Source organism: Streptomyces sp. NPDC046866 (assembly GCF_040704625.1).
Taxonomy (GTDB): Bacteria; Actinomycetota; Actinomycetes; order Streptomycetales; family Streptomycetaceae; genus Streptomyces.
In genome coordinates this window covers 58,733-81,784 of the sequence record NZ_JBEYXN010000002.1, presented here as the reverse complement: position 1 = coordinate 81,784, position 23,052 = coordinate 58,733, and the positions used below count along the sequence as shown (strand labels likewise).

Genomic DNA, 23,052 nt, shown 5'->3' with positions numbered 1-23,052 from the left:
TCAAAGGCCTCGTCGCCCGGGCGGATCCGCTCGTGGTCCTCCCTGAGCACCACGACGGCGTCGGTGGACGTGGCCTGCTCCTGCTGGCCGCGGCGGACCCGGTACCGGTCCCGATGCCGTGCGGCTGCCCGGTGCGGCGGCGGACATGCATGCACCCGACAAGGCACTGCGCACGACACCACGGGCGGTGTCGTGCGCAGTGCCTGCTCTCGGTCGTCCGTCGTCGGCGGCCGGTACGGCCACGGCGACGGGGACTCTCTGACGGCTATGACTGAGGCTGCGGGGCCCCGGCGCCCTGCGGCTGCGGCCGGCCCCCGGGGCCGCCCGGACCACCGCCCGGACCGCCCGGCCCGCCCTGCGGGACGAAGTCCTTGGCGCGGATGAGGGCGAAGGCCAGGACACCGCCGACCAGGGCGATGATGCCGCTGGCGACCAGCAGGTCGTTCAGGGAGGACGCGAAGCCCGCGTGGACGGCGTGCTCCACCTGGCCGCGCAGCTCAGCCGGGGCGGAGGCGATCGCCTGGCCCGGGGCGCCCATGCGGATGGAGTCCGCGATGCTGTCGCTCCGGCCCGCGAGGGACGGGATGGCCGACAGCCGCTCGCGCAGGGCGTCGTGCAGGGAGGCCGTGAAGATCGATCCGTACAGGGCGATGCCGACGGCGATGCCCACCTGGCGGAAGGTCTGGTTCACGCCCGAGGCCATGCCGGCCCGCCACACGGGGACGACACCGATGGCGGTCGAGGCCAGCGGCGGGTTGACCATGCCGGCGCCGATGCCGGTGACGATGAAGCCCGGGATGAGGTGGGTCCAGTCGGAGTCGGCGGAGACGCCCGTCATCAGCAGCAGGCCGACGCCGACGACGACGAGGCCCGGGCCGATCAGCCACCGGGTCGGGACCCGGCTCATCACCCGGCCGGCCACCATGGCGGCGACGAGCGTGGCGCCGGAGCTGACCAGGAGGCGGGCGCCGGTGCCCATCGCGCTGTAGCCGAGGTCGTTCTGGAGGTACAGCACGATGTAGATGAACATCGCGAAGAGCGAGGCGTTCATCGCGAAGGCCGCGATGGAGCCGCCGAGGAAGGTCGGGGTCCGCAGCAGCGACAGGTCGAACATCGGCTCGGCCACCCGCGACTCCACGACCACGAACGTGATCAGGAACACCGCGGCCAGCGCGAAGCAGAGCAGCACGCCCCGCTCGTCCCATGCCGTGTCGCTCGCCCGGATCAGCGCGTACACCAGGCTGAACAGGCCCGCGGTGAGCGGCACGATGCCCAGCCAGTCGACCTTGGAGGCCCGCGGCGGGCGGGACTCGTCCACCAGGCGGAGCGTGATGACGAGCGCGGCGATGCCGATCGGCAGGTTCACCAGGAAGATGCCGCGCCAGCTGATCCCGCTGGTGATCACACCGCCCAGCACCGGGCCGAGCGCGGTGGCCACACCGGCGACGGCGCCCCAGATGCCGAAGGCAGCGCCCCGCTCCCTGCCCTGGAAGGCGCCGGCGAGCAGCGCGAGGGAGGTGGCGAAGAGGATCGCGCCGCCGACGCCCTGCACCGCGCGCGACAGGATGAGGGTCAGCTGGTCCTGGGCGATGCCGCACAGCAGCGATCCCGCGGTGAAGACCGCCAGGCCGATGACGAACAGGCGCCGCCTGCCGTAGAGGTCGGCCAGCGAGCCGGAGGTGAGCAGGAGGGCCGCCAGACTTAACGCGTACGCGTCCGTGGTCCATTGCAGTCCGCTGAAGCTCGCGTCGAGCGAGTGCTGGATGTCCGGCAGTGCCACCGCGACGATCGTGACGTCGAGCAGCAGCATGAACGTCGCCGCGCACACCACCAGCAGCGTCCACCATTGGCGTTTCATCGTTCGGAGCCCTCCTCGGCTCTAACTCTCGTTGTCACACCCATGGGTGAATGGGCGTCAGGAGTGCTAGCATGCTAGCATGCGTGCAGAAGTCAAACAGTTCAACGTCTACTTGCCGGTGGAACTCATCCGGCAGATCAAGCACCATGCCATCGAGAACGAGCAGTCGCTCTCGGCCCTGGTCGCCGAGGCGTTGCGCACGTATCTCGACGCTCACGAACAGGAACCTCCGAAGGGAAAGCAGGCATGACCACCGAAGGCATCGAAGGTGTCTACCTCGAGACCCACAATTGGGGAAAGGCGGCCAAGTTCTTCCAGACGCTGGGCTACAACGTCGAGTTCTCGACTCCGGAAGGCTCCGGGATGCTCCGCAACGGTGACGGCCCCTACCTCCTGCTCGCCGAAATCCCCGAGGACCAGAAGCCCGAGGTCCAGGTCGTGCTGAAGGTCGCGGACGCCGGCGAGTTCATCGCCGACCCGTCCGTCGAGGTGGTCACCCCCTTCGAGGAGACCCACTACGGAACGCAGGAGATGAAGGTGCGCGACCCCGACGGCCGGGTCTGGAGCCTGCAGGCGCCGATCAAGAAGTGAACAGGGGGCAGCCGCCCCCGGTGCTCCACAGGCCGCTGCGGCCCGAGTCGTCCGACGTCGGCTGCCCTCATGGTCCCCATCGTCCGCCCCCTCGTCGCACCGGCCGACGAGGGGGCGGACTTTCTGTCAACTCGCCGGTGCGCAAAGCGGAAGTGAACCTGACACACGGGTGCCGCCGTTCTTTGACCGGTTCCCGACCCCCTCCCCATGATTCGGTCCGTCGGCCACATCACGGGAGATTCGCATGTCCGAGCAGCAGCACAGCACAGAATTACTGGTCATAGGCACCGGGGTGATCGCCGCGTCCATCGCCTACCACGCCGCGGAGGCGGGCATCGGCGTCATCCGGCTGGAACAGGAACGGTCCGGCGAAACCGCGACGCAGACCGCGGGTGCATTTCGCACCTATTTTCCCGGCCAGGTCCACGACTCCGAACTGGTGGCGCGCAGCCTGGCCGATTTCCGCGCCTTCGGCAGCACCCCGGGCGCCGATCTCGGGCTGGCGCAGACCGGAATGCTCGTCGTGGCCGCCACGGCCGAGGAGGCCGCCGAGCTCGAGGCGGAGGTCCCCGCACAGCGCGACGCCGGGGTGGAGCTGGAGCTGCTGACCGCCGCGCAGACCGCCTCGCGCAACCCCTGGCTGGATCCGTCCGGCATCGCGGCCGGCATCTGGTGTCCGCAGATGATCCACCTCCGGGCGGACGAGGTCCTGCGCGGCTACGCCGAGGGCGCCCGCAGGCACGGCGTGCGCACCGTCACCGGGGCGCGCGTGACGGAACTGGACGCGGCCTCCGGACACGTCGCCACGACCGCGGGGGAGTTCACCGCCGAGGCGGTCGTCATCGCGGAGGCGCAGGGCAGCGGCGACATCGCCGCACTGGCGGGGCTGAAGCTGCCGCTGCGGGACCAGTTCGCCGAACTGTTCCGCACCGACCCGGTCGGCGACGGCGGCGGCGCCGTCACGGCGCCGTTCACCTTCCACCCCGCGGCCGGCCTGAAGACGATGGCCATGGGCCCCTCGTTCCTGGTGGGGCTCGAGCGCTTCGGCGACGATCCCGGCCTGCGCGAGGTCTGGCACGAGGAGGCCGCGGGCGAAGTGGCCCGGCGCTACCCGCGCCTGCGCGACGTCGCCCTGCACAGCGCCTGGACCGGGACCCTCGAGGTCACCCCGTCGAAGTCGGCGCTCATCGGCCGGGCGGACGGCCCGAACGAAAGGATCCTCTTCGCGACCGGGTTCAGCGGCCACGAGCTCGGCCAGGCGCCCGCTGCCGGACGGATCGTCCGCGACCTCCACCTCGGCCGCCACCCCGGCACCGACCTCACGCCGTTCTCGCTCGCGCACAACGGCGCGTGACCACGCACGCAGGGGGCGTGCGCATCCGGACCACCCCGTGGGGCGTCCTGGCCGTGCTGTGCGTCGGGTTCTTCATGACCCTGCTCGACACCTCGATCGTCAACGTGGCGGTACCCGCCGTCCAGGCGGACCTGCATGCCGGCGTCGACCGGATCCTGTGGATGGTCAACGGCTACGTGCTCGCCCTCGCCGTCCTGCTGATCGCCGCGGGCCGGCTCGGCGACCGGTTCGGGCCTAAACGGCTCTACCTGGCCGGGCTGGCCGTCTTCACCGCGGCCTCCGCACTCTGCGGTGCGGCCACGAGCGCGGACGGGCTGATCGCCGCCCGGGTCCTCGCCGGCATCGGAGCCGCCCTGCTCGGCCCCCAGACCTTCGCCTTCATCACGATGCTGTTCCCGCCGCACCGGCGGGGCGCCGCCATCGGGGTGTGGGGGATGGTCGCCGCCACCTCCACCGTGAGCGGCCCGGTGCTCGGGGGAGTCATCGTCGACGCCCTGGGCTGGCAGTGGATCTTCCTGGTCAACGTGCCGATCGGCGTCCTCGGACTCGTCCTCGCGGCCGTGGCCGTGCCCGACCCGCGGCCGGGAGCCCACCACCGGTTCGACGTCCCCGGGCTGGTCCTGATCTGCTCGGCGCTGCTCGCGCTCAGCTTCGCCCTGCTGGAGGGCGAGCGCTACCACTGGGGCACGGTCGCAGGTCCGGTGTCGATCCCGGTGCTGCTCGCCCTGGGCGGGCTGCTCCTGGTCCTCTTCGTGGTGCGGCAGCGGATGGACACCCGCGAACCCCTGGTCCCGCTCCGCCTGTTCGCCCACCGCAGCTTCTCCGTGGCCGGCGCCACCATGCTGTGCTTCGGGTTCGCGATGGTGGGCCTCGCGCTGCCGATGACGATCTACCTCCAGTTCGTGCTGGGCCTGTCGCCGAGCCGGGCCGGGATGATGCCCGCCGTGGCCTCGTTCGCCTCCGGCCTGGTGGCCCCGGTCGGCGGCCGGCTGTCGGACCGGATGGGGCGAAGACCGCTGCTCCTGTTCGGCCTGGCCGCGTACGCCGCCGGCCTGACCGCGATCGCGGCCCGGGCCGGAGTCGGTGCGAACCCGTGGTGCTTCGTGCCGGCGCTGATCGCCGCGGGCATCGGCATCGGCTGCGTGTTCGTCGTCACGGCCAACCTGGCCGTGGGGGACGTGGAACCGGAGCTCGCCGGCGCGGCCTCCGGCGTCTTCAACACCACCCGCCAGATCGGCGCCGTGCTCGGCGGGGCCGTCCTCGGGGCGGTCCTCCAGAACCGGCTCGGCGCCTCGGCACACGAGCACGCCCTCCGCCGTGCGGCCGCGCTGCCGCCGGAGGCGGCCGCCGCGTTCGTCGACCACTTCACGCGCGTCGACGCCCTCGCCCTGCACGGCGGTGGGGGACCCGCCGGCGCCCCCTCCGCATCCCCGGTACCCGGTGCGGCCGAGGCGCCCGAACTGGCCGACGCCCTCCAGCGGTTCGGGGCAGAGGTGCTCCGCAGCGCATTCGTCGATGCCATGCGGCAGACCATGATGCTGTCCGTCGCGGTCTGCCTGCTGGCGCTGCTCTGTGCGTCGAGACTCCAAGAGCCACGCCGACGTTAATTTCACACTCCTTACACCGCGTTCTTCACGCCTTTGAATTCCGGTGCCCGCCGTGCGGGCACCGGAATTCTGCATTCCTGGAATGCTCCGCCCCGGAAAATGACAAACAATTCTGGAGATGACATAAAACCGGGCTCGATCGGCCGACCGAAAGTCGCTGTTCTTATATTCGATTTCAGCGACGGCAAACTGCCCGTTGGTGGTATCCAACTCCCCGCTCTCGTCAGCGACAGGGCCGAGTAGAAGGAGCTAGGAGCACAATGCGACAAATTGAGATCGCCTGGGAGCCGATCGGCGCCAAGGTTCGGATCACCCTCGACGAGGGACGCAACGCCGATCTGGTCGAGCCGCTGTGGGCATCACTGCCGTACCGGACCCTGCAGGGCCACGCGCTCGTGGCCGGCGACTGCATGTACCACGTCCCCCCGGCGCACGACCTGCTGCACGCGGTGCCCGACTACAAGGTGGACCGCAAGATCCAGCCCAACGGCACGGTGTTCCTCTCCGCCGTGCAGCATCTGACGATCAAGTACGGCGAGCTGACCGAGCCGATGCCGACGTCGCCGATCGGCCGCGTCGTCCCCGAGGACGTCGACTCGCTGCCCAAGATCGGCCAGATGATCTGGGAATCGGTCTACGGCAACGGCGAGCCGGTGATCGCCCACGTACGGCGCGTCGACGGGCCGTCCGGCCACGGCGTCCGGCGGGTCGACGTCGGATCCGACAAGCTGCGCGACCTGATCGAGCGGATCGCCGCGGAGACCGAGCGCGTGCTGGTCGACCCGACCGACGAGCTGCTCGACATCCACGAGGGCAAGTCCCGGGGCACCTCCGGGGCCGGGACGAAGAACTCGGTCCTGACCACCCTGGTCGCCGTGAACGGCGAGACCCGGCCGCTGGGCTACGTCAACTACACCACGCTGGTCAAGGCCGGCCGCAACATCGACATGCCGCTCTCCTCCCTGATCGAGCTGGCCCGCATCCTGCTCGTCAAGCCGACCGAATTCCTCGGCTACTGCGGAATGAACACCCTTTGGGACATCACCAAGGAAGTCGTCGCCGCATTCGACGTCATCACCACGCGCGAGGATTTCGTCGCGCTGATGGCGCAGATGGCGACGTACGTCAATGCCCTCGGTGCCTGGAACCTCCAGCTGTTCCCGTGGGACATCGAAGGCGACAACTGGACCTACCGTCCGACCATCACGAGGGGCGCGAATGTCTGAGCAGAAGAACACGGCGGAAATGCTGGTCATCGGCGGAGGGGTGATCGGCACGTCCATCGCCTACCACGCCGCCAAGGCGGGCGTCGACGTCGTCCTCGTGGAGAAGAACCAGTTCGGTTCCCGGACCACCTCGCAGACCGCCCGCGCCTTTCGCACGTACTTCCCCCGCAAGCCGCACGACTCCGAGCTGGCGACGCGCAGCCTCGCCGAGTTCCGGCAGTTCGCCGCGGAGACGGGCGTCGACGTCGGGCTGGAGGACCTCGGCCTGCTCACGATCCTGACCAGCCCCCAGCAGGCGGCCGAGCTGGAGGCCGACCTCGCGGACCACCGCGAGGCCGGGGCCGCGGTGGAGATGATCAGCGCCGCGCGGGCGGTCGAGCTCAACCCCTGGCTGGACCCCGACACGATCGAGGCCGCGGTCTGGAACCCGGCGACCTACCGGATCAAGCCCGAGGCGATCGTCCGCGGGTACGCCGAGGCCGCGGAGCGGCACGGCGCGCGCCTGTACTCCCAGACCTCCGTCACCGGCATCGACGCCGACAGCGGCGTGGTCACCACCACGGCGGGTGACTTCACCGCGGAGTCCATCGTCATCGCGGCCGGCCCGTTCAGCGGCGACGTCGCCAAGCTGGCCGGCCTCGACCTGCCGGTGTGGGGGCAGTTCGCCGAGCTGCTGCACACCGACCCGATCCGCACCGACCGCGACATCCACAACCTGCCATTCACCTTCCACCCCGTGTCCGGGCTGAAGACGATGGGCATGGGCAAGGCGGTCCTCGTCGGCCTGGAGCGCATCTCCAAGCAGGACGGCCTGCGCGACATCTGGTACCAGGCCGCCGTCGACGAGCTGCCCAAGTGGTACCCCGAGCTCGACGGGCTCACGCTGCACAGCGCGTGGACGGGGACCCTGGACGTCACGCCCACGAAGTCGGCCATCATCGGCAAGGGCAGCGGCAAGCACGAGCGCATCCTCTTCGCCGCCGGATTCACCGGCCACGGACTGGCCCAGGCGCCCCTGGCCGGCCAGATCGTCCGCGACCTCCACCTCGGCAAGTCGCCCGGCGTCGACCTCACCCCGTACTCCCTGGCCACCAACCTGGCCCGGCTCGAGGCCTTCTGACCCGGCCTTCGACCAGGTCCTGCTCGCGGCGGGCGGAGCCCCCACCGCCCGCCCGCCGCACTCCTGAGAGGAGTAGACCATTGTCGCCGGTACACACCCTGACCGCCCCGTGGCAAGGCGAGGCGCCGACGCCGCTCAACCCCGACACCGCCTTCAACGGATTCATCTGCGCGCACGTCCTGCACGCACTGGAACGCCTCGGCCTGCTGGGCAGACTGGAGACCGAAGGCTCCGTCGAGGTGCCCTCGTTCTGCCGTGAACACCAACTGGACCAGGCCGTCGTCCACGCCCTGGTCAGCGCCGCCGAATCCTTCGGCTACCTGGCCGTGAGCGGTGACCGCGTCCGTGCCACCCGCACGGGCGAGGAGGTCCGCCAGGCGATCGGCTTCTTCACCTGGGGCGTCGGCGGCTACCACGACGTCTTCGCGAACGCCGCGGCCGTCGCCCGCGGGGAGCGCCGCTTCGGCGTCGACCTCCACCGCGACGAGGGCATGGTGGCGCTCGGCTCGGCCCAGGCGGACTCCGCGCTCATGCGGCACCTCCTGGACCAGGAAATCTCCCGGCTCGACTTCACCACCCTCGTCGACCTCGGCGCCGGCGTCAGCGAGCGGGTCTCCCGCCTGGTGAAGGCGCGCCCCGGGAGCCGAGGCATCGGCATCGACATCAGCAAGTCCGCCACGGAACTCGGGGCCGAGACCGTCGAGCGGTACGGCCTGCGCGGCACCGTCGAACCGGTCTGCGCGGACGTGCTCGACATCCTGTTCAACGACCACCGCGTCGAGGGCGCCGACGAGGCCGACGTCGTCATGAGCTTCATGTTCCTGCACGACCTGCTCGTCGACCCCGCTCGCCGCGACCAGGTGATCCCCCGGCTGCGGGCGGCCTTCCCCAAGGCCAACACGTTCCTGCTGGGCGACACCACCGTCAGGCCGAGGAACGGCGGGGACACCCTGCCCGTCTTCTCCAGCGGCTTCGAACTGGCCCACGCCCTGATGGGCGTGCCCATCTACACCCGCGAGGCCTACGAGGAGCTCTTCGCCAAGGGCGGCATGCACCTGCGCAGCGCGGTGCCCTTCGGCGCCCCGCACACGTACCTCTTCGTCCTGGAGGCGGCATGAGCGGGACGACCACCGCGGAGATCGTCTCCGCGCTGCCCATCCCGCTCGCGGTGGCGGGGCACCACCAGCCGGCGCCCTTCTACCTCACGGCGGAGATGTTCGGCGGCATGCCGGTGCAGATCGCGGGAGGCGAGCTCAGCACGCTCGTCGACAAGCCGGTCGCCGCGCCCCACACCCATGAGGTCGACGAGATCTACTTCCTGATCTCGCCGGAGCCCGGCCAGGCCCGCATCGAGGTCCACCTCGACGGGGTCCTGCACGAGCTGACCTCGCCGGCCGTGATGCGCATCCCGGCGGGCAGCGAGCACTTCTTCCTCACCAAGGAAGCAGTGGTGGGCAGTTACTGCTTCGGCATCCTGCTGGGATCCCGGCTGTGACCGCACCCGCACGGCCCCGGCCGAAGGTCTACAACACCAGCGTCCCGGACGCCGACACGATGGTGCGGCTGCACCTGAGCGAGAGCCCGTACGGGGCGAGCCCGGCGGCCGTGGAGGCGGCGACGGCGGCGCTGGAACGGGTGCACCGCTACCCGGCGCCGCAGCGGGAGACCCTCGTGGCGGCCCTGGCCGCGCACTGGGGCGTCGCCGAGGACCAGATCGCGGTGGCCAACGGCAGCGACGAGCTGGTGCTGGCCACCGCCCTGACCCTCGGGGACCTCTCCCGTCCCGGCCTGGTCAGCGAGGGCACCTTCCCCGGATACCCGGAGGCGCTCGAGCGCATCGGCCGCGGGGCGGTCGCCCGGCCGCTGCGCGACGGCGCCGTCGACGTCGCGGACTTCGCGGACCGGCTCCCGCAGTACGGCATCGGATACGTGTGCAACCCGCACAACCCGTCCGGGACCGCGCTTGCCCGGGAGGCGTTCGCGCGGCTGGTCGACGCGGCCGACGCCGGCGGCGTACCGCTGGTGTTCGACGAGGCGTACCAGGAGTTCGGCGATCCGGACCTGCCCCAGACGAGGGACTTCCTCGACAGGGGCGCGCCGGTCCTCGCTCTGCGCACGTTCTCCAAGGCGTACGGGCTGGCCGCCCTGCGCATCGGGTACGCCGTCGGCCGGGCGGACCTCATCGCGGAGGTCCGCCGCACGCTGAACGTCCTGCCCTTCAGCGTCAACCGCGTCGCCCAGGCCGGGGCCCTGGCCGCCCTCGCCGACCAGGGGTTCCTGCGCCGGATCCGCGAGGGAACCGCCGAGCGGCGCCGCTGGTTCCACGCCGAACTCCAGCGGCGCGGTTACCGGTACGTGCCGTCGGAGACCAACTTCGTGGCGGTCCGGGTCGAGGACTCGGCCACGGCGCAGGAGGTGCTCGCCAAGGAGCACGGGATCCTCGTGCGGGACACCGGCATGTTCGGCTTCCCCGGCCACCTGCGCGTCTCGCTCGGCACGGAGCGGGAGCTGCAGCAGTTCCTCGACGCACTCGACCGGCTCACCGCCCCCTAGCCATCGCACACCACGGAGGTTCAAGAATGGTCAAACCGATTCCCGACGGATACGCGGAGCTGACGGCCTACCTGGCCGTGGACGGGGCCGCCGAGGCGATCGCCTTCTACACCGAGGCCTTCGGGGCCGAGGAGCTGGCCCGCTCGACCGCCCCCAACGGCAAGATCATGCACGCACAGATACGGATCGGCAGCACGATCGTGATGCTCTCCGACGAGCTGCGGGAGGCCGGCCTGCTCGGCCCCCGCGCCATCGGCGGCACCCCGGTCACGCTGTACCTGTTCGTCGAGGACGTCGACGCCGTCTTCGCCCGGGCCCTGAAGGCCGGGGCGACGCAGCAGCGCGAGGTCCAGGACCACTTCTTCGGCGACCGCACCGGCCAGGTGCTCGACCCGTTCGGCCACCGCTGGACGATCGCCACCCACATCGAGGACGTCCACCCGGACGACTTCGAGCGGCGCGCCGCCGAGCACATGCGCAAGGCGGTCGGCGCCTGAGGCCCCGGATCCGCGGACGCGCACGCCCCGCACTCCCGCCCGGGAGTGCGGGGCGTCGTCCTGCACCGCACCGGCAGCCGGTCGCCGGGGACCGGAGGGCTACCGGCCGTGCGGCCGGCTGATGAGCCGTCCGAGACCGCCGTCGACGTTCAGCTCCTCACCGGTGGTGAAAGGCGGCGTCGAAGGCCGGGAACGGCACGGCCCGCGCGATCTCCTCCACCGACCCGTGGCGGTGCATCGGGGCGATCTCGTCACCGATCTCCTCGAACGCCCGGAGCATCTCGGGGCCGGTCACAGCCAGGGGATGTCCCGGGCCGCGTAGCGGTAGGCGCGGAAGACCGAGTTCTGGGCGCCGCGGGAGGACTCCAGTCCCACGCCCTGCCCGAACGAGCCGAACTCCGGGACCACGTACTCCCACACCACGTCGCCCTCGGCGGTCACCTCGAACAGCCGGCCGAAGCTGCCCTCGGCGATGAACGTGTTGCCGTTCGGCAGCCGCTGCGCGCTCGACATGTACGGGCTGTAGAAGTTCTGCGGCGGGTTGTCCTCGTACGCCCAGACCTCCTTGCCGGTCACCGGCTCGACCTCCACCACCCGCGAGAACGGCACCGAGGTGGTGTCCCGATAGGTGCCGTTGTCGAAGACGAGGATGTTGCCGTTGTCCAGCTCGTGCGGGTAGTGCTGCTGGGAGTGCACCTCGGGGCCGAGCCGCCAGCGCACCGAGCCGTCCGCGCGGTCGACGGCCACCGTGGTGGAGGCGCTGCGGAAGCCCACCACCACGCCGCCGTCGGCGAGCTCGTTGACGGTGTTCGCCATCGGCCAGTGCTCACGGGCGAAATGCGGGTTCAGCGGCACCTCGGCCGGGTCGAGGTGCTCGATGGCGGCCCACCGCCACACCACCTCCCCGTCCCAGGTCAGCTCGTACACCACGTCCCCGTGGATCGTTCCGCCGGCCGCCTCGGAGCCGGGTATGCCGCCGCGGATCCGGGCCGCGTCGCAGGGGTCGAGGGGCTCCACGCCGAGCAGCAGCAGGTTGCCGTTGCGCAGCACCGAGGCGTCGTGGTGGTGGAAGGGGTGGCGGACCTCCCGCAGCACGGTGCCGTCCGGGGCGATCTCCTGGAGGATGCCGCCGTGGTAGACGTCCCAGATCGGGAACAGGGACGGGCCCGAGGTGTCCTTGCCCTGGTAGAACAGGTTGCCGTTCGGCAGGAGGCGGGCGTGCCGGCCCGGCGGGTGCGGGGAGCTCCAGGAGTGCACGAGGCGGCCCTCGATGTCCACGAGCCGGACCTCGCCGGGGCCGGCGATCGGGGTGTAGAGGGTGTAGCCGCCGTAGCTGCGCTGCGGATCGTGCGCGCGCAGTCCGACGCCGCGGCGGCGCAGGGTGTTCTGGTCGACGGTGCTGGTCATGGCGATCTTTCGTTTCGGGGTTCAGGCGAGGGTGACGGCGGCCGGGTCCACGGCCTTCAGGGGTGCGGGGTCCACATACCGGCGCAGGGCCGCGGCGTCGGCGGGGCCGGGCAGCTTTCCGGCCGCCTCGGCCCAGCCGGCCACCTCCGCCAGCTGCGCGGTCAGCTCGGGCGTGAGCGAGGCCCCGTAGGCGTACCGGGGTTGGAAGGCCTCCACGTAGCCGGGCTGGAGCGAGCCGCGGGCCTGCGCGAGGATCGCGGTACGGGCCCCGGCCGGGTCGGCGGCCATGTCCCGCTGGGCGCGCACCAGCGCGCGCAGCACGGCGGTGGTCGCCGCGCCGTCGGCGGACGGCCCGGCGACGAGGAGGGTGTGCGCGGTGTACCCCGTGAACGGCACCTCCGCGTAGCGCTCGCCGAGGGCGGTGCGCGCCGCGTCGTAGAAACCGGGAAAGGTGACCGCGGCGTCGACGTCCCCGCGGGCCAGGGCCCCGGGCACCTGGGCGGGGGAGAGGTTCACCACGGTGACGTCGGCAGCGCCGAGCCCCGCCGAGCCCAGCATCCGCGACAGCGCGAACTCCACGTTGGTGCCCTGCGGGACGCCCACCTTCCGGCCCTTCAGAGCGGCGAACCCGGTGATGCCGCGATCGGTGCGGGTGAGCAGCCGCCAGTCGGAGAACCGGGACAGGTCGGCGACGATCCGCACGCCGCGGCCGCCGAGCGCCGCGGTGACGGCCGGCAGGTCGCCCACCACCCCGAGCTGGGCCTGCCCGCCCAGCACGGCGTTCAGCGCATCGCGCCCGGTGGGCAGGGAGGTCACCTCGGCCCGCACGCCCTCGGCGGCCCACAGGCCGCGTTCCTGCGCGAGGTCGACGGGCGCACCGCCGAGGTGGTCGCCGGCGGCGATGCGGACCGGGGCGGCCCGGCCGGGTTCCGGTGCGGCACCGGAACCGGCGCCGGAGCAGCCGGTGGCGAGGGCGGTCAACAGGGCCGCCAGCAGGGCGGCGACCGCGCGGGGTCTGGACATGGTGCAGGATTCCTCTCTAGACATCGGCGGCCTCCGGCTGTGTCAGCCGGGCGGCGATCAGCTCCCGCAGCGCGGGGTCGGGCGGTCCGGGCGGCACCGGGTGGTCGGCCAGGACCCGGCCGGGGGTGCCGCCGAGCACCACCACCCGCTCGGCCAGTGCCAGGGCCTCGTCGATGTCGTGGGTGACGAACAGCACGGTCAGCCCCGTACGCCGCCACAGCCGGCGCAGCAACTCCTGCATCCGGACCCGGGTCAGCGCGTCCAGCGCCCCGAACGGCTCGTCCAGCAACAGCACTTCGGGTTCCGCGGCCAGCGCCCGGGCCAGCGCCACCCGCTGCTGCATCCCCCCGGAGAGCTGGCCGGGGTACTTCTCGGCGCCGTCCGCCAGCCCGACCTCGGCCAGCGCGGCCAGGGCCCGCCGGCGCCGCTCCGCCCGGGGAAGTCCGAGCCGCTTGAGGGCGAACTCGACGTTGCCGCGGGCGGTGCGCCACGGGAACAGCGCGTAGTGCTGGAAGACCACGCCCCGGTCCGGCCCGGGACCGGTCACCGGCTCCCCGGCCACCGCGACCCGCCCGGCGGCCGGCCTCACGAACCCGGCGACCGCGCCCAGCAGCGTCGACTTTCCGCACCCGCTGGGGCCCAGCAGCGCCGTGAACGAACCCGCGGCCAGCTCCAGGTCCACCCCCTCCAGGGCGGGGAAGGCCCCGCCCCGTGCGCGCACGCCGGCCCCGCCGTGGGCGACCGTCAGCCCCTCGACCCGCACCGCCCGGCTCACGACTCGCTCCAGTGCGCGAAGCGGCGGCCCGCCGCGGAGAGGAGGAGGTCCACGGCCACCCCGAGCAGGCCGAGCACCAGCAGCCCGGCGAACATCCGGTCCACCCGCAGGAACTGCCCGTCCACCTGGAGCCGGTACGCCAAGCCGCTGTCCGCGCCCCCGAGTTCGGCGGCCACCAACGCCAGCAGCGCCACCGAGGCCCCATAGCGCAGGGCGGCGAGCAGCGCCGGGGCGGCCGCAGGCAGCAGGACCTCGATGAACCGCCGGCGCAGCGGCGCGCCCAGCGTCCGGGCGGCCCGCAGATGGGTCACCGGAACCCGTGACACCCCGTCATGGACGTACAGCCACACCGCGAGCAGCACGGCGTACGCGATCAGCAGCCGCTTGGCGGTCTCGCCGATGCCGAACCAGGCTGTGGCCAGCGGGACGAGGGCGATCGCCGGGATCGGCCGCAGGAAGGAGACGACGGGGGTGACCGCGGCGGAGAGCCACGGCAGGTAGCCGGTGGCGAAGCCCAGCGCCGAGCCGGCCAGCGCCCCCAGCGCGAACCCCTGCCCCGCCCGGCCCAGGCTGGCGCCGAGGTCCGCGGCGAGCGTTCCGCTGCGCGCCCCCTCGGCCAGGGCCGCCAGTGTCTCGCCCGGCGTCGGCAGCAGTCCCGGCGCCACGACGCCGGTGCGGCCGGCCGCGTACCAGGCGGCGAGCACGGCCGCGGCCGTGGCCAGGGCGGGACCGACCCGGCCGAGAGCGGCCCGGCCGGGCGGGGAAGGGGTGGCGTGCACGGGGAACTCCTCAGTTCGATAAGTGAGGTCAATAATTGACCACGCTTATGAACGGGGTGTTGCAGCAGTGCGAAAGCTGCCGCGGCCTTCCGGCCGGTCCCTTCGCATGGGGTACGTTCACCTGCGTGTCTCGATCCGAACCCACACCAGAAGCGGTCGAGGTCGGGCGGGTGATCCGCGCCTGCCGCAAGCGCAGCGGTGTCTCCATGCAGGTCCTGGCCGCCCGCTCCGGCCTCTCGCAGCCCTTCCTCAGCCAGCTGGAACGCGGTCTCACCACCCCGAGCCTGAGCTCCATCTACCGCATCGCCGAGGCCCTCGACGTCAGCCCCGGCACCTTCCTGCGCCCGCCGGACCGGCCGGGCACCGTCAGCCACGAGGGCGACCCCCAGGTGATCCGGGTCAGCGAGACCGCCGGCCAGGTCGCGCAGGTGCTCATCCCCGGCGGCAGCAGCGGCCTGATGGAGGCCTACGAGCACCACTTCGAGCCCGGGCAGGGCGAGCGCGGCTGGTTCCGGCACCCCGGCGAGGACTTCCTCTACGTGCTGGAGGGCGAGGTCGTGCTCGAAGTGGAGGGGGAAGAGCCGCTGACCCTCCGGGCCGGACAGAGCGCCCACCACCGGGGCGACGTCCCGCACCGCTGCCGCCTGGCCGGCCCGGTCCCGGCCCGCACCCTGCTGGTCACCGCGAGCGGCTGAGCGCCCCGGAGCTGTCTGGAACGGGCCCGGCGGGGTAGGCGCCCCGTGCCCGGACGGGCGGCTCCCCGGCGCCGAGGGGGCCGGAGGACGGAAGGTCGGGAGAGGTGAGACCCGTGACGGTCGACATGGCACAGCTGGTCGGATACAAGGTCGAGGCCTCCGACGGATCCATCGGGAAAATCGACAAGCACACCGACTACGTCGGGCGCCAGTACATCGTGGTGGACACCGGCCCCTGGATCTTCGGGCGGCACGTCATGGTCCCGGCGTCCCTGGTGACCGCGGTGGACGAGGAGAACCAGACCGTGCACCTGTCCGCCACCCGGGAGCAGGTCAAGGACTCCCCCGAGTTCGAGAAGGGCCGGCACGACGACGACGTGGCGTTCATCCAGCTCATCGAGAAGTACTACGCGAACCGCCACATGTGAGAGCCGCCCACGCCGCCAGGTCGCCCGCCGCCGCGGCGGACGCCCCGGCCCAGGCTATGTATCCGTCGGGCCGGATCAGGAACAGCCCCCGCCCGTAGCTCTCGTAGGCGCCTATGCGGGCCGTGCGCAGTCCCGGCAGTGGGGGCAGCTGCTCCGGCACGTCGGTGTCGACGGCGAGCAGGGTGAAGTGCGGCCCCCGGAAGAGGTCGAACAGCCGGACTCCGTCGCGGCGGCCGTCCGGCGCGCGGTCCCCTGCGGTCAGGGCCTCCTCCGGCAGGTCGGGCCGGGTCTCGCGGGTGAGCGGCGAGTCCCGCAGGTGGATCCCGAGCTGGCGGGTGGCGGCGCCGCGGCGCGCCTCGCCGCGGTGGATCCGCGTCGACAGGCCCAGCATGGCGGCCGCTTGGGGCAGGCGCTCCTGCTCGTACGTGTCGAGCAGGGCCTCCGGCGCCCCGTCGCGCAGCACGGCCGCCAGCTTCCAGCCCAGGTTGTAGGCGTCCTGCACGCTCGTGTTGAGCCCCTGGCCGCCCGCCGGCGAGTGGATGTGGGCGGCGTCCCCCGACAGGAACACCCGGCCCTCCCGGAACCGGTCGGCGAGCGCCGCACTGACGGTGAAGTCCGAGGCCCAGCGCACCTCCAGCACCTCCCCGGCCGGTATGTGGGTGAGCTCCGCGACCAGTGACCGGACCTCCTCGGCCGTCAGCTCCGGCCGCACGTCCGGATACTGGGCGACGAACTGGAACTCCCGGCTCTGCGGCAGCGGGCACGCCGCGGCGAAGCCCCGGCTGCCGTCCTCGGCCGGCGGGAAGATGTGCCAGTGGTCCCGGTCGAGGGTGTCGATGACCACGTCCGCCACCACCATCGGGGTGGTGTCGATGCGCTCCCCGGACATCGGGATCCCGGCAAGCCGGCGCACCGTGGACCGGCCGCCGTCGGCCGCGACCGCGTACCGGGCGCGGACCCTCGTGCTCCCTGCGCCGCCCTGGGCGAGCACGGCCTCGACGTGCTCCGCGTCCTGGGTGAGGCCGGTCAGCTCGCACCCGAACCGCACGCCGCCGCCCAGCTCGCCCAGCCGTGCCAGCAGGATCTCCTGCGTACGCCACTGGGGCAGCATCCACGGCCCCGCGTACGGCTCCTGCTCGGTGGGCGCGGACTCCTCGAACATCCGGTGCTCGCCCAGCCGGGCCCCGTCCTTCCAGGCCATCCCGACCGGAGCGGGGCCGCCCTTGCGCCAGACCTCCTCCAGCACGCCCAGGTCGTCGAACACCTCCAGCGTCCGCGGCTGGATGCCCTTGCCGCGAGAGCCCGGGAAGAGGCCCGCCGAGCGCTCCACCACCAGCGGCTGCACCCCGCGGCGCGCGAGGTCGCAGGCCAGCGTCAGCCCCGTCGGCCCCGCACCCACGATCAGCACGTCCCACACATCCGGCTCCTGCCCCGCGCTCCGCGCGTCCACGGCGCCCGCGTCCCGCACGTTCCCCTCGTCACCGCGCATGGCCGACCCCATCCTTCCGGCACCCCCTCAGGGCGCACCCGTCTCCAGTGTTCGACCCTTCCTTAACGCTGTTAAGCAAGGCCATGGCAAGAGAATGCCCTTAACGTCGTTAAGCCGTCAAGCCCATCTGAAAGAATCGGGCGATGACCTCCGAGCCCGCGCCCCAGCCCCGAGCCGGCCGCACGCCGCCCCGCGTCCCGCCGCTCAGCCGTACGACCGTCGCCGAGGCGGCCCTGCGCCTGCTGAACGAGACGGGGCTCGAGAAGCTCACGCTCCGAGCCATCGCGGCCGAGCTCGACGTCAAGGCACCTGCTCTGTACTGGCACTTCAAGAACAAGCAGGAGCTCATCGACGAGATGGCCACCGAGATGTACCGGCGCATGACGCGGGACGAGCCGTCCCGGCCGGCGGACTGGCGGGAGACGCTGCTCGACGCCAACCGCGCGCTGCGCCGCGCCCTGCTCTCCTACCGCGACGGCGCGCGCGTCTTCAGCGGATCCCGCTTCACCGGCGCCGAGCACGCCGAACAGCAGGAAGCCCACCTCCGGGCCTTGCTGGAGGCCGGCTTCGAGCTGCCGCAGGCGGTACGGGCGCTCACGACGGCCTTCCTGTACACCCTCGGCTTCGTCACCGAGGAACAGGGCGTCCAGCCGGTGCCGGGCGAGCGCCGCGAGGGCTACGACGTCTCCGAGCGCAGCCAGCGGCTCGCCGACTACCCGGCCGCCGCTGCCGCCGGAGCCCACCTCTTCGAGGACTACGACGCCCACTTCGAGGAGGGCCTCCAGCTCATCCTGGCCGGGGTCGCCGCCCGCTACGGCATCGGCTGACCGGGCCGCCGCCCGCCACGGCGTCGGCTGACCGGGCCGCCGCCCGCCACGGCACCCGCTGGCGGGCCGCCGCCGGGCGCCTCGCCCCGGCTCAGGCCCCGTCCTCCACCGCGTCCGGCAGCTGCTGCTCGCACCAGATGACCTTCCCCTCGGGCGTGTACCGGGCGCCCCACCGCCGGCTGAGCTGGGCCACGAGGAACAGTCCGCGGCCCCCCTCGTCGGTGGTGGCCGCGTAGTGCAGACGCGGGGAGCTGCTGCTGCCGTCGAAGACCTCGCAGGTCAGCACCCGGTCCCGCAGCAGCCGGACCCGCACCGGCTCGGCGCCGTGCCGGATGGCGTTGGTGATCAGTTCGCTGAGCACCAGCTCGGTGCCGAAGGCGAGGTCGGTCAGCCCCCATTCCTCCAGTTTCGCCACCGCCTGGGCCCGCATCGCGGCGACCGCGCTCGGCTCGAACGGCACCTCCCATTCGGCGATGCAGTCCTGCGGCAGCACGGAGGTCCGCGCGACCAGCAGGGCCACGTCGTCGCGGGCGTGGTGCGGCGGCAGCTCGTCGAGCACGGCCCGCACGGTCTCCTGCGGGCTGCGGTCGGAGTGGGCGACGGCGGAGCGGAGCCGGTCGAGGCCCTCGTCGATGTCGCGGGCGCGGTCCTCGATCAGCCCGTCGGTGTACAGCACCAGCCGGGCGCCCTCGGCGAGGTCCAGCTCCGCCGCCTCGAAGGGGAGGCCGCCCAGTCCCAGCGGCGCCCCGGCGGGCAGGTCGGGGGTCTCGACGCGGCCGTCGGGGTGCACCACCAGCGGCGGGACGTGCCCGGCCCGGGCCACCGTGCAGTGCCGGGTCACCGCGTCGTACACGGCGTACAGGCAGGTGGCCCCGACGAGGCCGCCCTCGACGCCGCCGCCCTCCCCGCTCTGGTCGGTGTACTGGACCAGGTCGTCCAGGCGGGCGAGGAGCTCGTCGGGCGGCAGGTCGAGGGAGGAGAAGTTGAGGACCGCCGTGCGCAGCCGGCCCATCGCGGCCGCGGCGTGCAGCCCGTGGCCGACGACGTCGCCGACGACCAGTGCGACCCGGCCGCCGGGCAGCGGGATCACGTCGAACCAGTCCCCGCCCACCCCGGACGTGGCGGGCAGGTAGAAGTGGGACACCTCGACGGCGTTCTGCTCGGGCAGGTCGCGGGGCAGCAGGCTGTGCTGGAGGGCCACGGCGACGGCGTGCTCGCGGGTGTAGCGGCGGGCGTTGTCGATGCTGACCCCGGCCCGGGCCACGAGCTCCTCGGCCAGGGAGAGGTCCTCCTCGTCGAAGGGCTCGGGCTTCTCGGACCGCCAGAAGTTGACCAGTCCGAGGACCACGCCGCGGGCCTTGAGCGGGGCGGTGATCAGGGAGTGGATCCCGTAGTCGATGACGGCCTGGGTCCGCGGGGGATCCTGTACGTACCAGCCGGGGGCGTCGGCCAGGTAGGGGATCAGCTCGGCCTTGCCGGTGTCGAGCCCCCGGGCCTGCGGGGTGGAGGGCACGAAGTCGATCACCCGGCCGCGGGGGTAGAGCGGGATGTCGTCGCGGATGCCGCTCACGCCGGTGCGCCGCAGGTCGGCGCCCGCAGCGGTGGGCTCGTCGCCCGCGAGCACCGGTTCCAGCAGGTCCACGGTGGCGAAGTCCGCGAAGCGCGGAACAGCCACGTCCGCCAGCTCCTGGGCCGTCTGCTCCACGTCGAGGGTGGTGCCCACGCCGACCCCGGCGTCGTAGAGCAGGCGCAGCCGCCTGCGGGCGGCCTCGGCGCGGCTGGTCAGGATCCGCATCTCGGTGGAGTCCCGGATGGTGACCGCCATCCCCTCGGCCCGACCCTGCGGCCGGGTGGACCGCTGGTTGATGACCAGCAGCCGCTCCCCGGCCTCCAGCACCTCGTCGGTGGCCTCGCGGCCGGAGAGCAGGAGGTCGGCCAGGTGCCCGTCGAGTTCCGCGAACCGGCGGATGTGCCGGCCCTCGGCGTCGGCCGGCAGGTTGAGCAGACGTTTCGCCTCGTCGTTGGCGAGCATCAGCCGCCCGCCCCCGTCGATGATGAGCACCCCTTCGCGCACGGAGTGCAGCACCGCGTCGTGGTGCTCGTACATCCGGGTCATCTCCAGCGGGCCGAGGCCGTGGGTCAGGCGGCGCAGCCGCCGGCTGATCAGCGCGGCGCCGGCCGTGCCCAGGGCCAGACCGACCGCGCTGGTGGCGAGGATGACGGGGAGCTGCCGGTAGACGACGCCGGTGACGTTCTTGACCTTGAGGCCGGCCGACACCAGCGCCTCGACCCGCCCGCTGCCGTCCCTGGCGAAGACCGGGACGACGGCCTGGATCTCCTTGCCCAGCGGCCCCTGGACGCTCTCCGTGTACACCTGGCCGGCCAGTGAAGGCCCGATGGTGCCCACGAACTTCTTGCCGATGCGGTCGGGCAGGGGGTGGGTGTAGCGGATCCCGTGGGTGTCCATCACGACGATGAAGTCGACCCCCGCCTTCTTGCGGGTCTCCTCGGTGAGGGGCTGGAGGACCTTGGACGGATCGGGCGTGGCCAGCGCCGCGTTCAGTCCGATGGAGTGCGCGAAGGTCTCCGCGACCGACACCGAGCGGTTGCGTGCCTCCCGCTCGACGTCGTGGGTGGACTGGAGCACCAGGGCCAGGACCGCGCCGGCCGCGAGCAGCACCACGATCGCCACCTGGAGGACGAATACCTGTCTGGCGACGCTCCGCGGGTGCTTCCCGCTCAGTGACCGCACCGACGTCCCCGGCACGGGTTGCAAGGATGGGTCACGAACCATTTGTAGCACTGTCCCCCGCTCCGGGCCGGGAGGGCAGGACGTGCACTTTCGTGGGCGATTCGGAACGCCTCAGCCTGCGTGGTCACCGGCGCCGTCCGTGCGCTGTGCGCGCCACTGCCCGAGGACCTCCTCGACGTCGAAGGGGGACAGGCGCAGGGGCGGTCCGGGAGGCGGCATGCGCAGGGCCGCTGCGATCTTCTCGTTGATGCCGTGGAGGAGCTCCCGCACCCGGCGTTCGGAGCGGGCGGCGCGGACGGCTTCCCTCGTCTCTTCGGCCTCCTTGCGCAGGGCGAGGGAGGGCGGCAGTGCCGCGAAGCCCTCGCGGTGCATCTTGTCCTTGATCCACCACATCTCGTCGTACGGAGTGTCGAGCGAGGCCAGCGGCTTGCCGAGGCCTTCCAGCCGCTCGAACTCGCCGCGCTCGGCGGCCTCCCTGATCTGCCGGTCGACCCAGGACTCGAAGCTGACGCCCGGCGGCTTGCGCTCGGTCACGGTTCCTCCCTGCGGGGGCCTGTGGAACCAGCGTATCGCCGTCCTAAATATCTTGACGTCGAGATTGATTTCCGGCAGGCTGCGGCGCGGTATCTCGACATCGAGATACTTCTACGGGGAACTCGGCACTCGGAGGCCTGGGATGGGGAAGCGGCACGGCGCACGCACCAGGAGCGGCAGGCCGGGCGGCGCGAGCGGCACGGGCGGTCTGCTCGCCCAGCTGCGGCGCCCGCCCGGCGGCCGGGACGCGCGCATCATGCTGGTCGGCCAGCTCGTGGACCGCACCGGCACCGGCGTCTGGGCCGCCTCCTCGGTGCTGTTCTTCACCTTCGTCGTCGGACTCGACGCCGGCCGCCTCGGCCTGCTGCTGGGCGCGGGCGCGGTCGCCGGCGTCGCCGGCTCGCCCCTGGCCGGCCACCTCGCCGACCGCTTCGCGCTCCGCCCGCTGCTCATCGCCTGCCACCTGCTGCGTCTGGCGGCCCTGTGCGCCCTGCTCGTCGTCACCCGCTTCGAGGTCCTGCTGCTCGTGGTCGCCCTCACCACCCTGGGCGACCGGGCGGCCAAGACGCTGGAGATGCTGTTCGCCACCCGCGTGGCGGGCGAGCGCCGCGCCACCTACCAGGCGCTGTCGCGCAGCGCCGCCAACGCCGGCTACGCGCTCGGCGCCGGCATCGCCGCCCTCGGCCTCGCCGTGGGCACCCGCACCGCCTACGACGCCCTCATCCTCGCCAACGCCCTCTCCTTCCTCGCCGCCGCGGTCCTGGTGTGGCGCACCCGCGAACCGCAGGGCCACGGCCGCGTCGCCGCGCACGGCGGAGCCCCCCACGGCGGCGCCGGGCCGGCCGCCCCCGGCGCGCCGAGCGGGCAGAACCCCTGGCGCGACCGCGGCTACCTCCGCTTCGTCCTCCTCGACATCCCCATGACCCTGGACGACTCCCTCCTCAACGTCGGGCTGCCGCTGTGGCTCGTCCACCACACCGACGCCCCGCACGCCGTGGTCCCCGCCTTCCTCGTGATCAACACGGTGCTCGTCGTCGTCCTCCAGCTGACCGTGTCCGCCAGGGTCGAGACGCCCCGCCAGGCCGCGGCCGCCGTCGGCTGGTACGGCGTGGCCATGCTGGCCGCCTGCACCCTCCTCGCGCTCACCCCCGCCCACGGGGCCTGGGCCGCCTCGGCGGCCCTGCTCGCCGCCGCCGTGCTGGTCACCGCCGCGGAGCTCGTGCGCTCCGTCACCTCCTGGGAACTGGCCGTCTCCCTGGCCCCCCGGGAGGCGCGGGCCTCGTACCTGGGCGTGGCCGGCATCTCCTCCGCCGCGCAGAAGGCCGCCGGACCGCTGCTGCTGACCGGCGCCGTGATGACCGCCGGGCCCGCCGGCTGGCTCGGGCTCGGAGCCGCGGTCGCCGGGCTGGCCGTCGTCCAGCGCCGGGCCAGCATGCGGCGGCTGGATGCCGTACGGCCCGCACCGGCCGGGCCCCACCTCCCGACCGCCTCGGGCGCCGCACCCGCCGCCTGAACCCGTCACGGCGCACCGCGGCCC

Annotated in this window: 23 protein-coding genes; 14 read left to right on the top strand and 9 right to left on the bottom strand. The window is 72.7% G+C overall.

Annotation, left to right across the window (positions count from 1 at the left end):
* Positions 1-265: 265 nt before the first annotated feature.
* Positions 266-1,858 carry an MFS transporter gene (locus AB0953_RS03695; protein ID WP_366857750.1) on the bottom strand — a complete coding sequence of 531 codons (1,593 nt, stop codon included), beginning with the start codon at positions 1,856-1,858 and terminating at the stop codon, positions 266-268.
* A gap of 79 nt (positions 1,859-1,937) precedes the next feature.
* Between AB0953_RS03695 and AB0953_RS03690 the strand changes: the two genes are divergently transcribed.
* From AB0953_RS03690 to AB0953_RS03645, 10 genes are all read left to right on the top strand, one after another.
* Positions 1,938-2,108, top strand: a complete 171-nt coding sequence (locus AB0953_RS03690; protein ID WP_366857749.1) for a ribbon-helix-helix protein, CopG family — start codon at positions 1,938-1,940, stop codon at positions 2,106-2,108.
* The gene (locus tag AB0953_RS03685) at positions 2,105-2,449 is read left to right on the top strand and encodes a VOC family protein (RefSeq protein ID WP_361907017.1); all 345 of its coding nucleotides are present in this window, start codon (positions 2,105-2,107) and stop codon (positions 2,447-2,449) included. Before AB0953_RS03690 ends, AB0953_RS03685 begins: the two co-directional genes overlap by 4 nt.
* A 244-nt stretch (positions 2,450-2,693) precedes the next feature.
* Positions 2,694-3,803, top strand: coding sequence for an FAD-binding oxidoreductase (locus tag AB0953_RS03680; protein ID WP_366857747.1), 1,110 nt, complete (start codon positions 2,694-2,696; stop codon positions 3,801-3,803).
* Positions 3,800-5,410: an MFS transporter gene (locus tag AB0953_RS03675; RefSeq protein WP_366857746.1), complete on the top strand. Its 1,611-nt coding sequence runs from the start codon at positions 3,800-3,802 to the stop codon at positions 5,408-5,410. The genes AB0953_RS03680 and AB0953_RS03675 overlap by 4 nt, the downstream gene beginning before the upstream one ends.
* A gap of 260 nt (positions 5,411-5,670) precedes the next feature.
* Positions 5,671-6,636, top strand: a complete 966-nt coding sequence (locus AB0953_RS03670; RefSeq protein ID WP_366857745.1) for a hypothetical protein — start codon at positions 5,671-5,673, stop codon at positions 6,634-6,636.
* Positions 6,629-7,756: an FAD-dependent oxidoreductase gene (locus AB0953_RS03665; protein ID WP_366857744.1), complete on the top strand. Its 1,128-nt coding sequence runs from the start codon at positions 6,629-6,631 to the stop codon at positions 7,754-7,756. The genes AB0953_RS03670 and AB0953_RS03665 overlap by 8 nt, the downstream gene beginning before the upstream one ends.
* Positions 7,757-7,836: 80 nt before the next feature.
* Entirely contained in the window at positions 7,837-8,874 is a 1,038-nt protein-coding gene (locus AB0953_RS03660; RefSeq protein ID WP_366857743.1) for a class I SAM-dependent methyltransferase, read from the top strand.
* A complete protein-coding gene (locus AB0953_RS03655; RefSeq protein ID WP_366857742.1) occupies positions 8,871-9,251 on the top strand; it encodes a cupin domain-containing protein in 381 nt (126 codons plus the stop codon). Before AB0953_RS03660 ends, AB0953_RS03655 begins: the two co-directional genes overlap by 4 nt.
* On the top strand, positions 9,248-10,309 hold the full coding sequence (locus AB0953_RS03650) for a histidinol-phosphate transaminase (protein ID WP_366857741.1): 1,062 nt from the start codon (positions 9,248-9,250) through the stop codon (positions 10,307-10,309). Before AB0953_RS03655 ends, AB0953_RS03650 begins: the two co-directional genes overlap by 4 nt.
* 26 nt (positions 10,310-10,335) lie before the next feature.
* Positions 10,336-10,806, top strand: a complete 471-nt coding sequence (locus AB0953_RS03645) for a VOC family protein (RefSeq protein ID WP_366857740.1) — start codon at positions 10,336-10,338, stop codon at positions 10,804-10,806.
* A 157-nt stretch (positions 10,807-10,963) separates the two neighbouring features.
* On the opposite strand, the gene AB0953_RS03640 is transcribed toward AB0953_RS03645, so the two are convergent.
* The 5 genes from AB0953_RS03640 to AB0953_RS03620 are packed head-to-tail and all read right to left on the bottom strand — an operon-like array spanning position 10,964 to position 14,790.
* The gene (locus AB0953_RS03640) at positions 10,964-11,101 is read right to left on the bottom strand and encodes a hypothetical protein (protein ID WP_366857739.1); all 138 of its coding nucleotides are present in this window, start codon (positions 11,099-11,101) and stop codon (positions 10,964-10,966) included.
* Positions 11,098-12,213: an aryl-sulfate sulfotransferase gene (locus AB0953_RS03635; protein WP_366857738.1), complete on the bottom strand. Its 1,116-nt coding sequence runs from the start codon at positions 12,211-12,213 to the stop codon at positions 11,098-11,100. Before AB0953_RS03635 ends, AB0953_RS03640 begins: the two co-directional genes overlap by 4 nt.
* A gap of 21 nt (positions 12,214-12,234) precedes the next feature.
* A complete protein-coding gene (locus AB0953_RS03630; RefSeq protein WP_366857737.1) occupies positions 12,235-13,236 on the bottom strand; it encodes an NrtA/SsuA/CpmA family ABC transporter substrate-binding protein in 1,002 nt (333 codons plus the stop codon).
* Between the two features lie 16 nt (positions 13,237-13,252).
* On the bottom strand, positions 13,253-14,011 hold the full coding sequence (locus AB0953_RS03625) for an ABC transporter ATP-binding protein (RefSeq protein ID WP_366857736.1): 759 nt from the start codon (positions 14,009-14,011) through the stop codon (positions 13,253-13,255).
* Positions 14,008-14,790, bottom strand: coding sequence for an ABC transporter permease subunit (locus tag AB0953_RS03620; RefSeq protein ID WP_366857735.1), 783 nt, complete (start codon positions 14,788-14,790; stop codon positions 14,008-14,010). Before AB0953_RS03620 ends, AB0953_RS03625 begins: the two co-directional genes overlap by 4 nt.
* A gap of 125 nt (positions 14,791-14,915) precedes the next feature.
* Here AB0953_RS03620 and AB0953_RS03615 point away from each other — a divergent pair, with 125 nt between their 5' ends.
* Positions 14,916-15,485, top strand: coding sequence for a cupin domain-containing protein (locus tag AB0953_RS03615; RefSeq protein WP_366857734.1), 570 nt, complete (start codon positions 14,916-14,918; stop codon positions 15,483-15,485).
* A gap of 125 nt (positions 15,486-15,610) precedes the next feature.
* Positions 15,611-15,913, top strand: a complete 303-nt coding sequence (locus tag AB0953_RS03610) for a PRC-barrel domain containing protein (RefSeq protein WP_366858158.1) — start codon at positions 15,611-15,613, stop codon at positions 15,911-15,913.
* Here AB0953_RS03610 and AB0953_RS03605 read toward each other — a convergent pair.
* Entirely contained in the window at positions 15,879-17,402 is a 1,524-nt protein-coding gene (locus AB0953_RS03605; RefSeq protein ID WP_366857733.1) for an FAD-dependent monooxygenase, read from the bottom strand. The genes AB0953_RS03610 and AB0953_RS03605 overlap by 35 nt on opposite strands.
* 143 nt (positions 17,403-17,545) lie before the next feature.
* Here AB0953_RS03605 and AB0953_RS03600 point away from each other — a divergent pair, with 143 nt between their 5' ends.
* Positions 17,546-18,229: a TetR/AcrR family transcriptional regulator gene (locus AB0953_RS03600; RefSeq protein ID WP_366857732.1), complete on the top strand. Its 684-nt coding sequence runs from the start codon at positions 17,546-17,548 to the stop codon at positions 18,227-18,229.
* 91 nt (positions 18,230-18,320) lie between these two features.
* Here the strand turns inward: AB0953_RS03600 and AB0953_RS03595 are convergent, their stop codons facing one another.
* Both AB0953_RS03595 and AB0953_RS03590 read right to left on the bottom strand, forming a co-directional pair.
* The gene (locus tag AB0953_RS03595; RefSeq protein WP_366857731.1) at positions 18,321-21,023 is read right to left on the bottom strand and encodes a SpoIIE family protein phosphatase; all 2,703 of its coding nucleotides are present in this window, start codon (positions 21,021-21,023) and stop codon (positions 18,321-18,323) included.
* A gap of 69 nt (positions 21,024-21,092) precedes the next feature.
* Entirely contained in the window at positions 21,093-21,515 is a 423-nt protein-coding gene (locus AB0953_RS03590; RefSeq protein ID WP_366857730.1) for a DUF1992 domain-containing protein, read from the bottom strand.
* 142 nt (positions 21,516-21,657) lie between these two features.
* On the opposite strand from AB0953_RS03590, the gene AB0953_RS03585 reads away from it, so the two are divergent.
* Positions 21,658-23,028 carry an MFS transporter gene (locus AB0953_RS03585; RefSeq protein WP_366857729.1) on the top strand — a complete coding sequence of 457 codons (1,371 nt, stop codon included), beginning with the start codon at positions 21,658-21,660 and terminating at the stop codon, positions 23,026-23,028.
* The last annotated feature ends 24 nt before the right edge of the window (positions 23,029-23,052 follow it).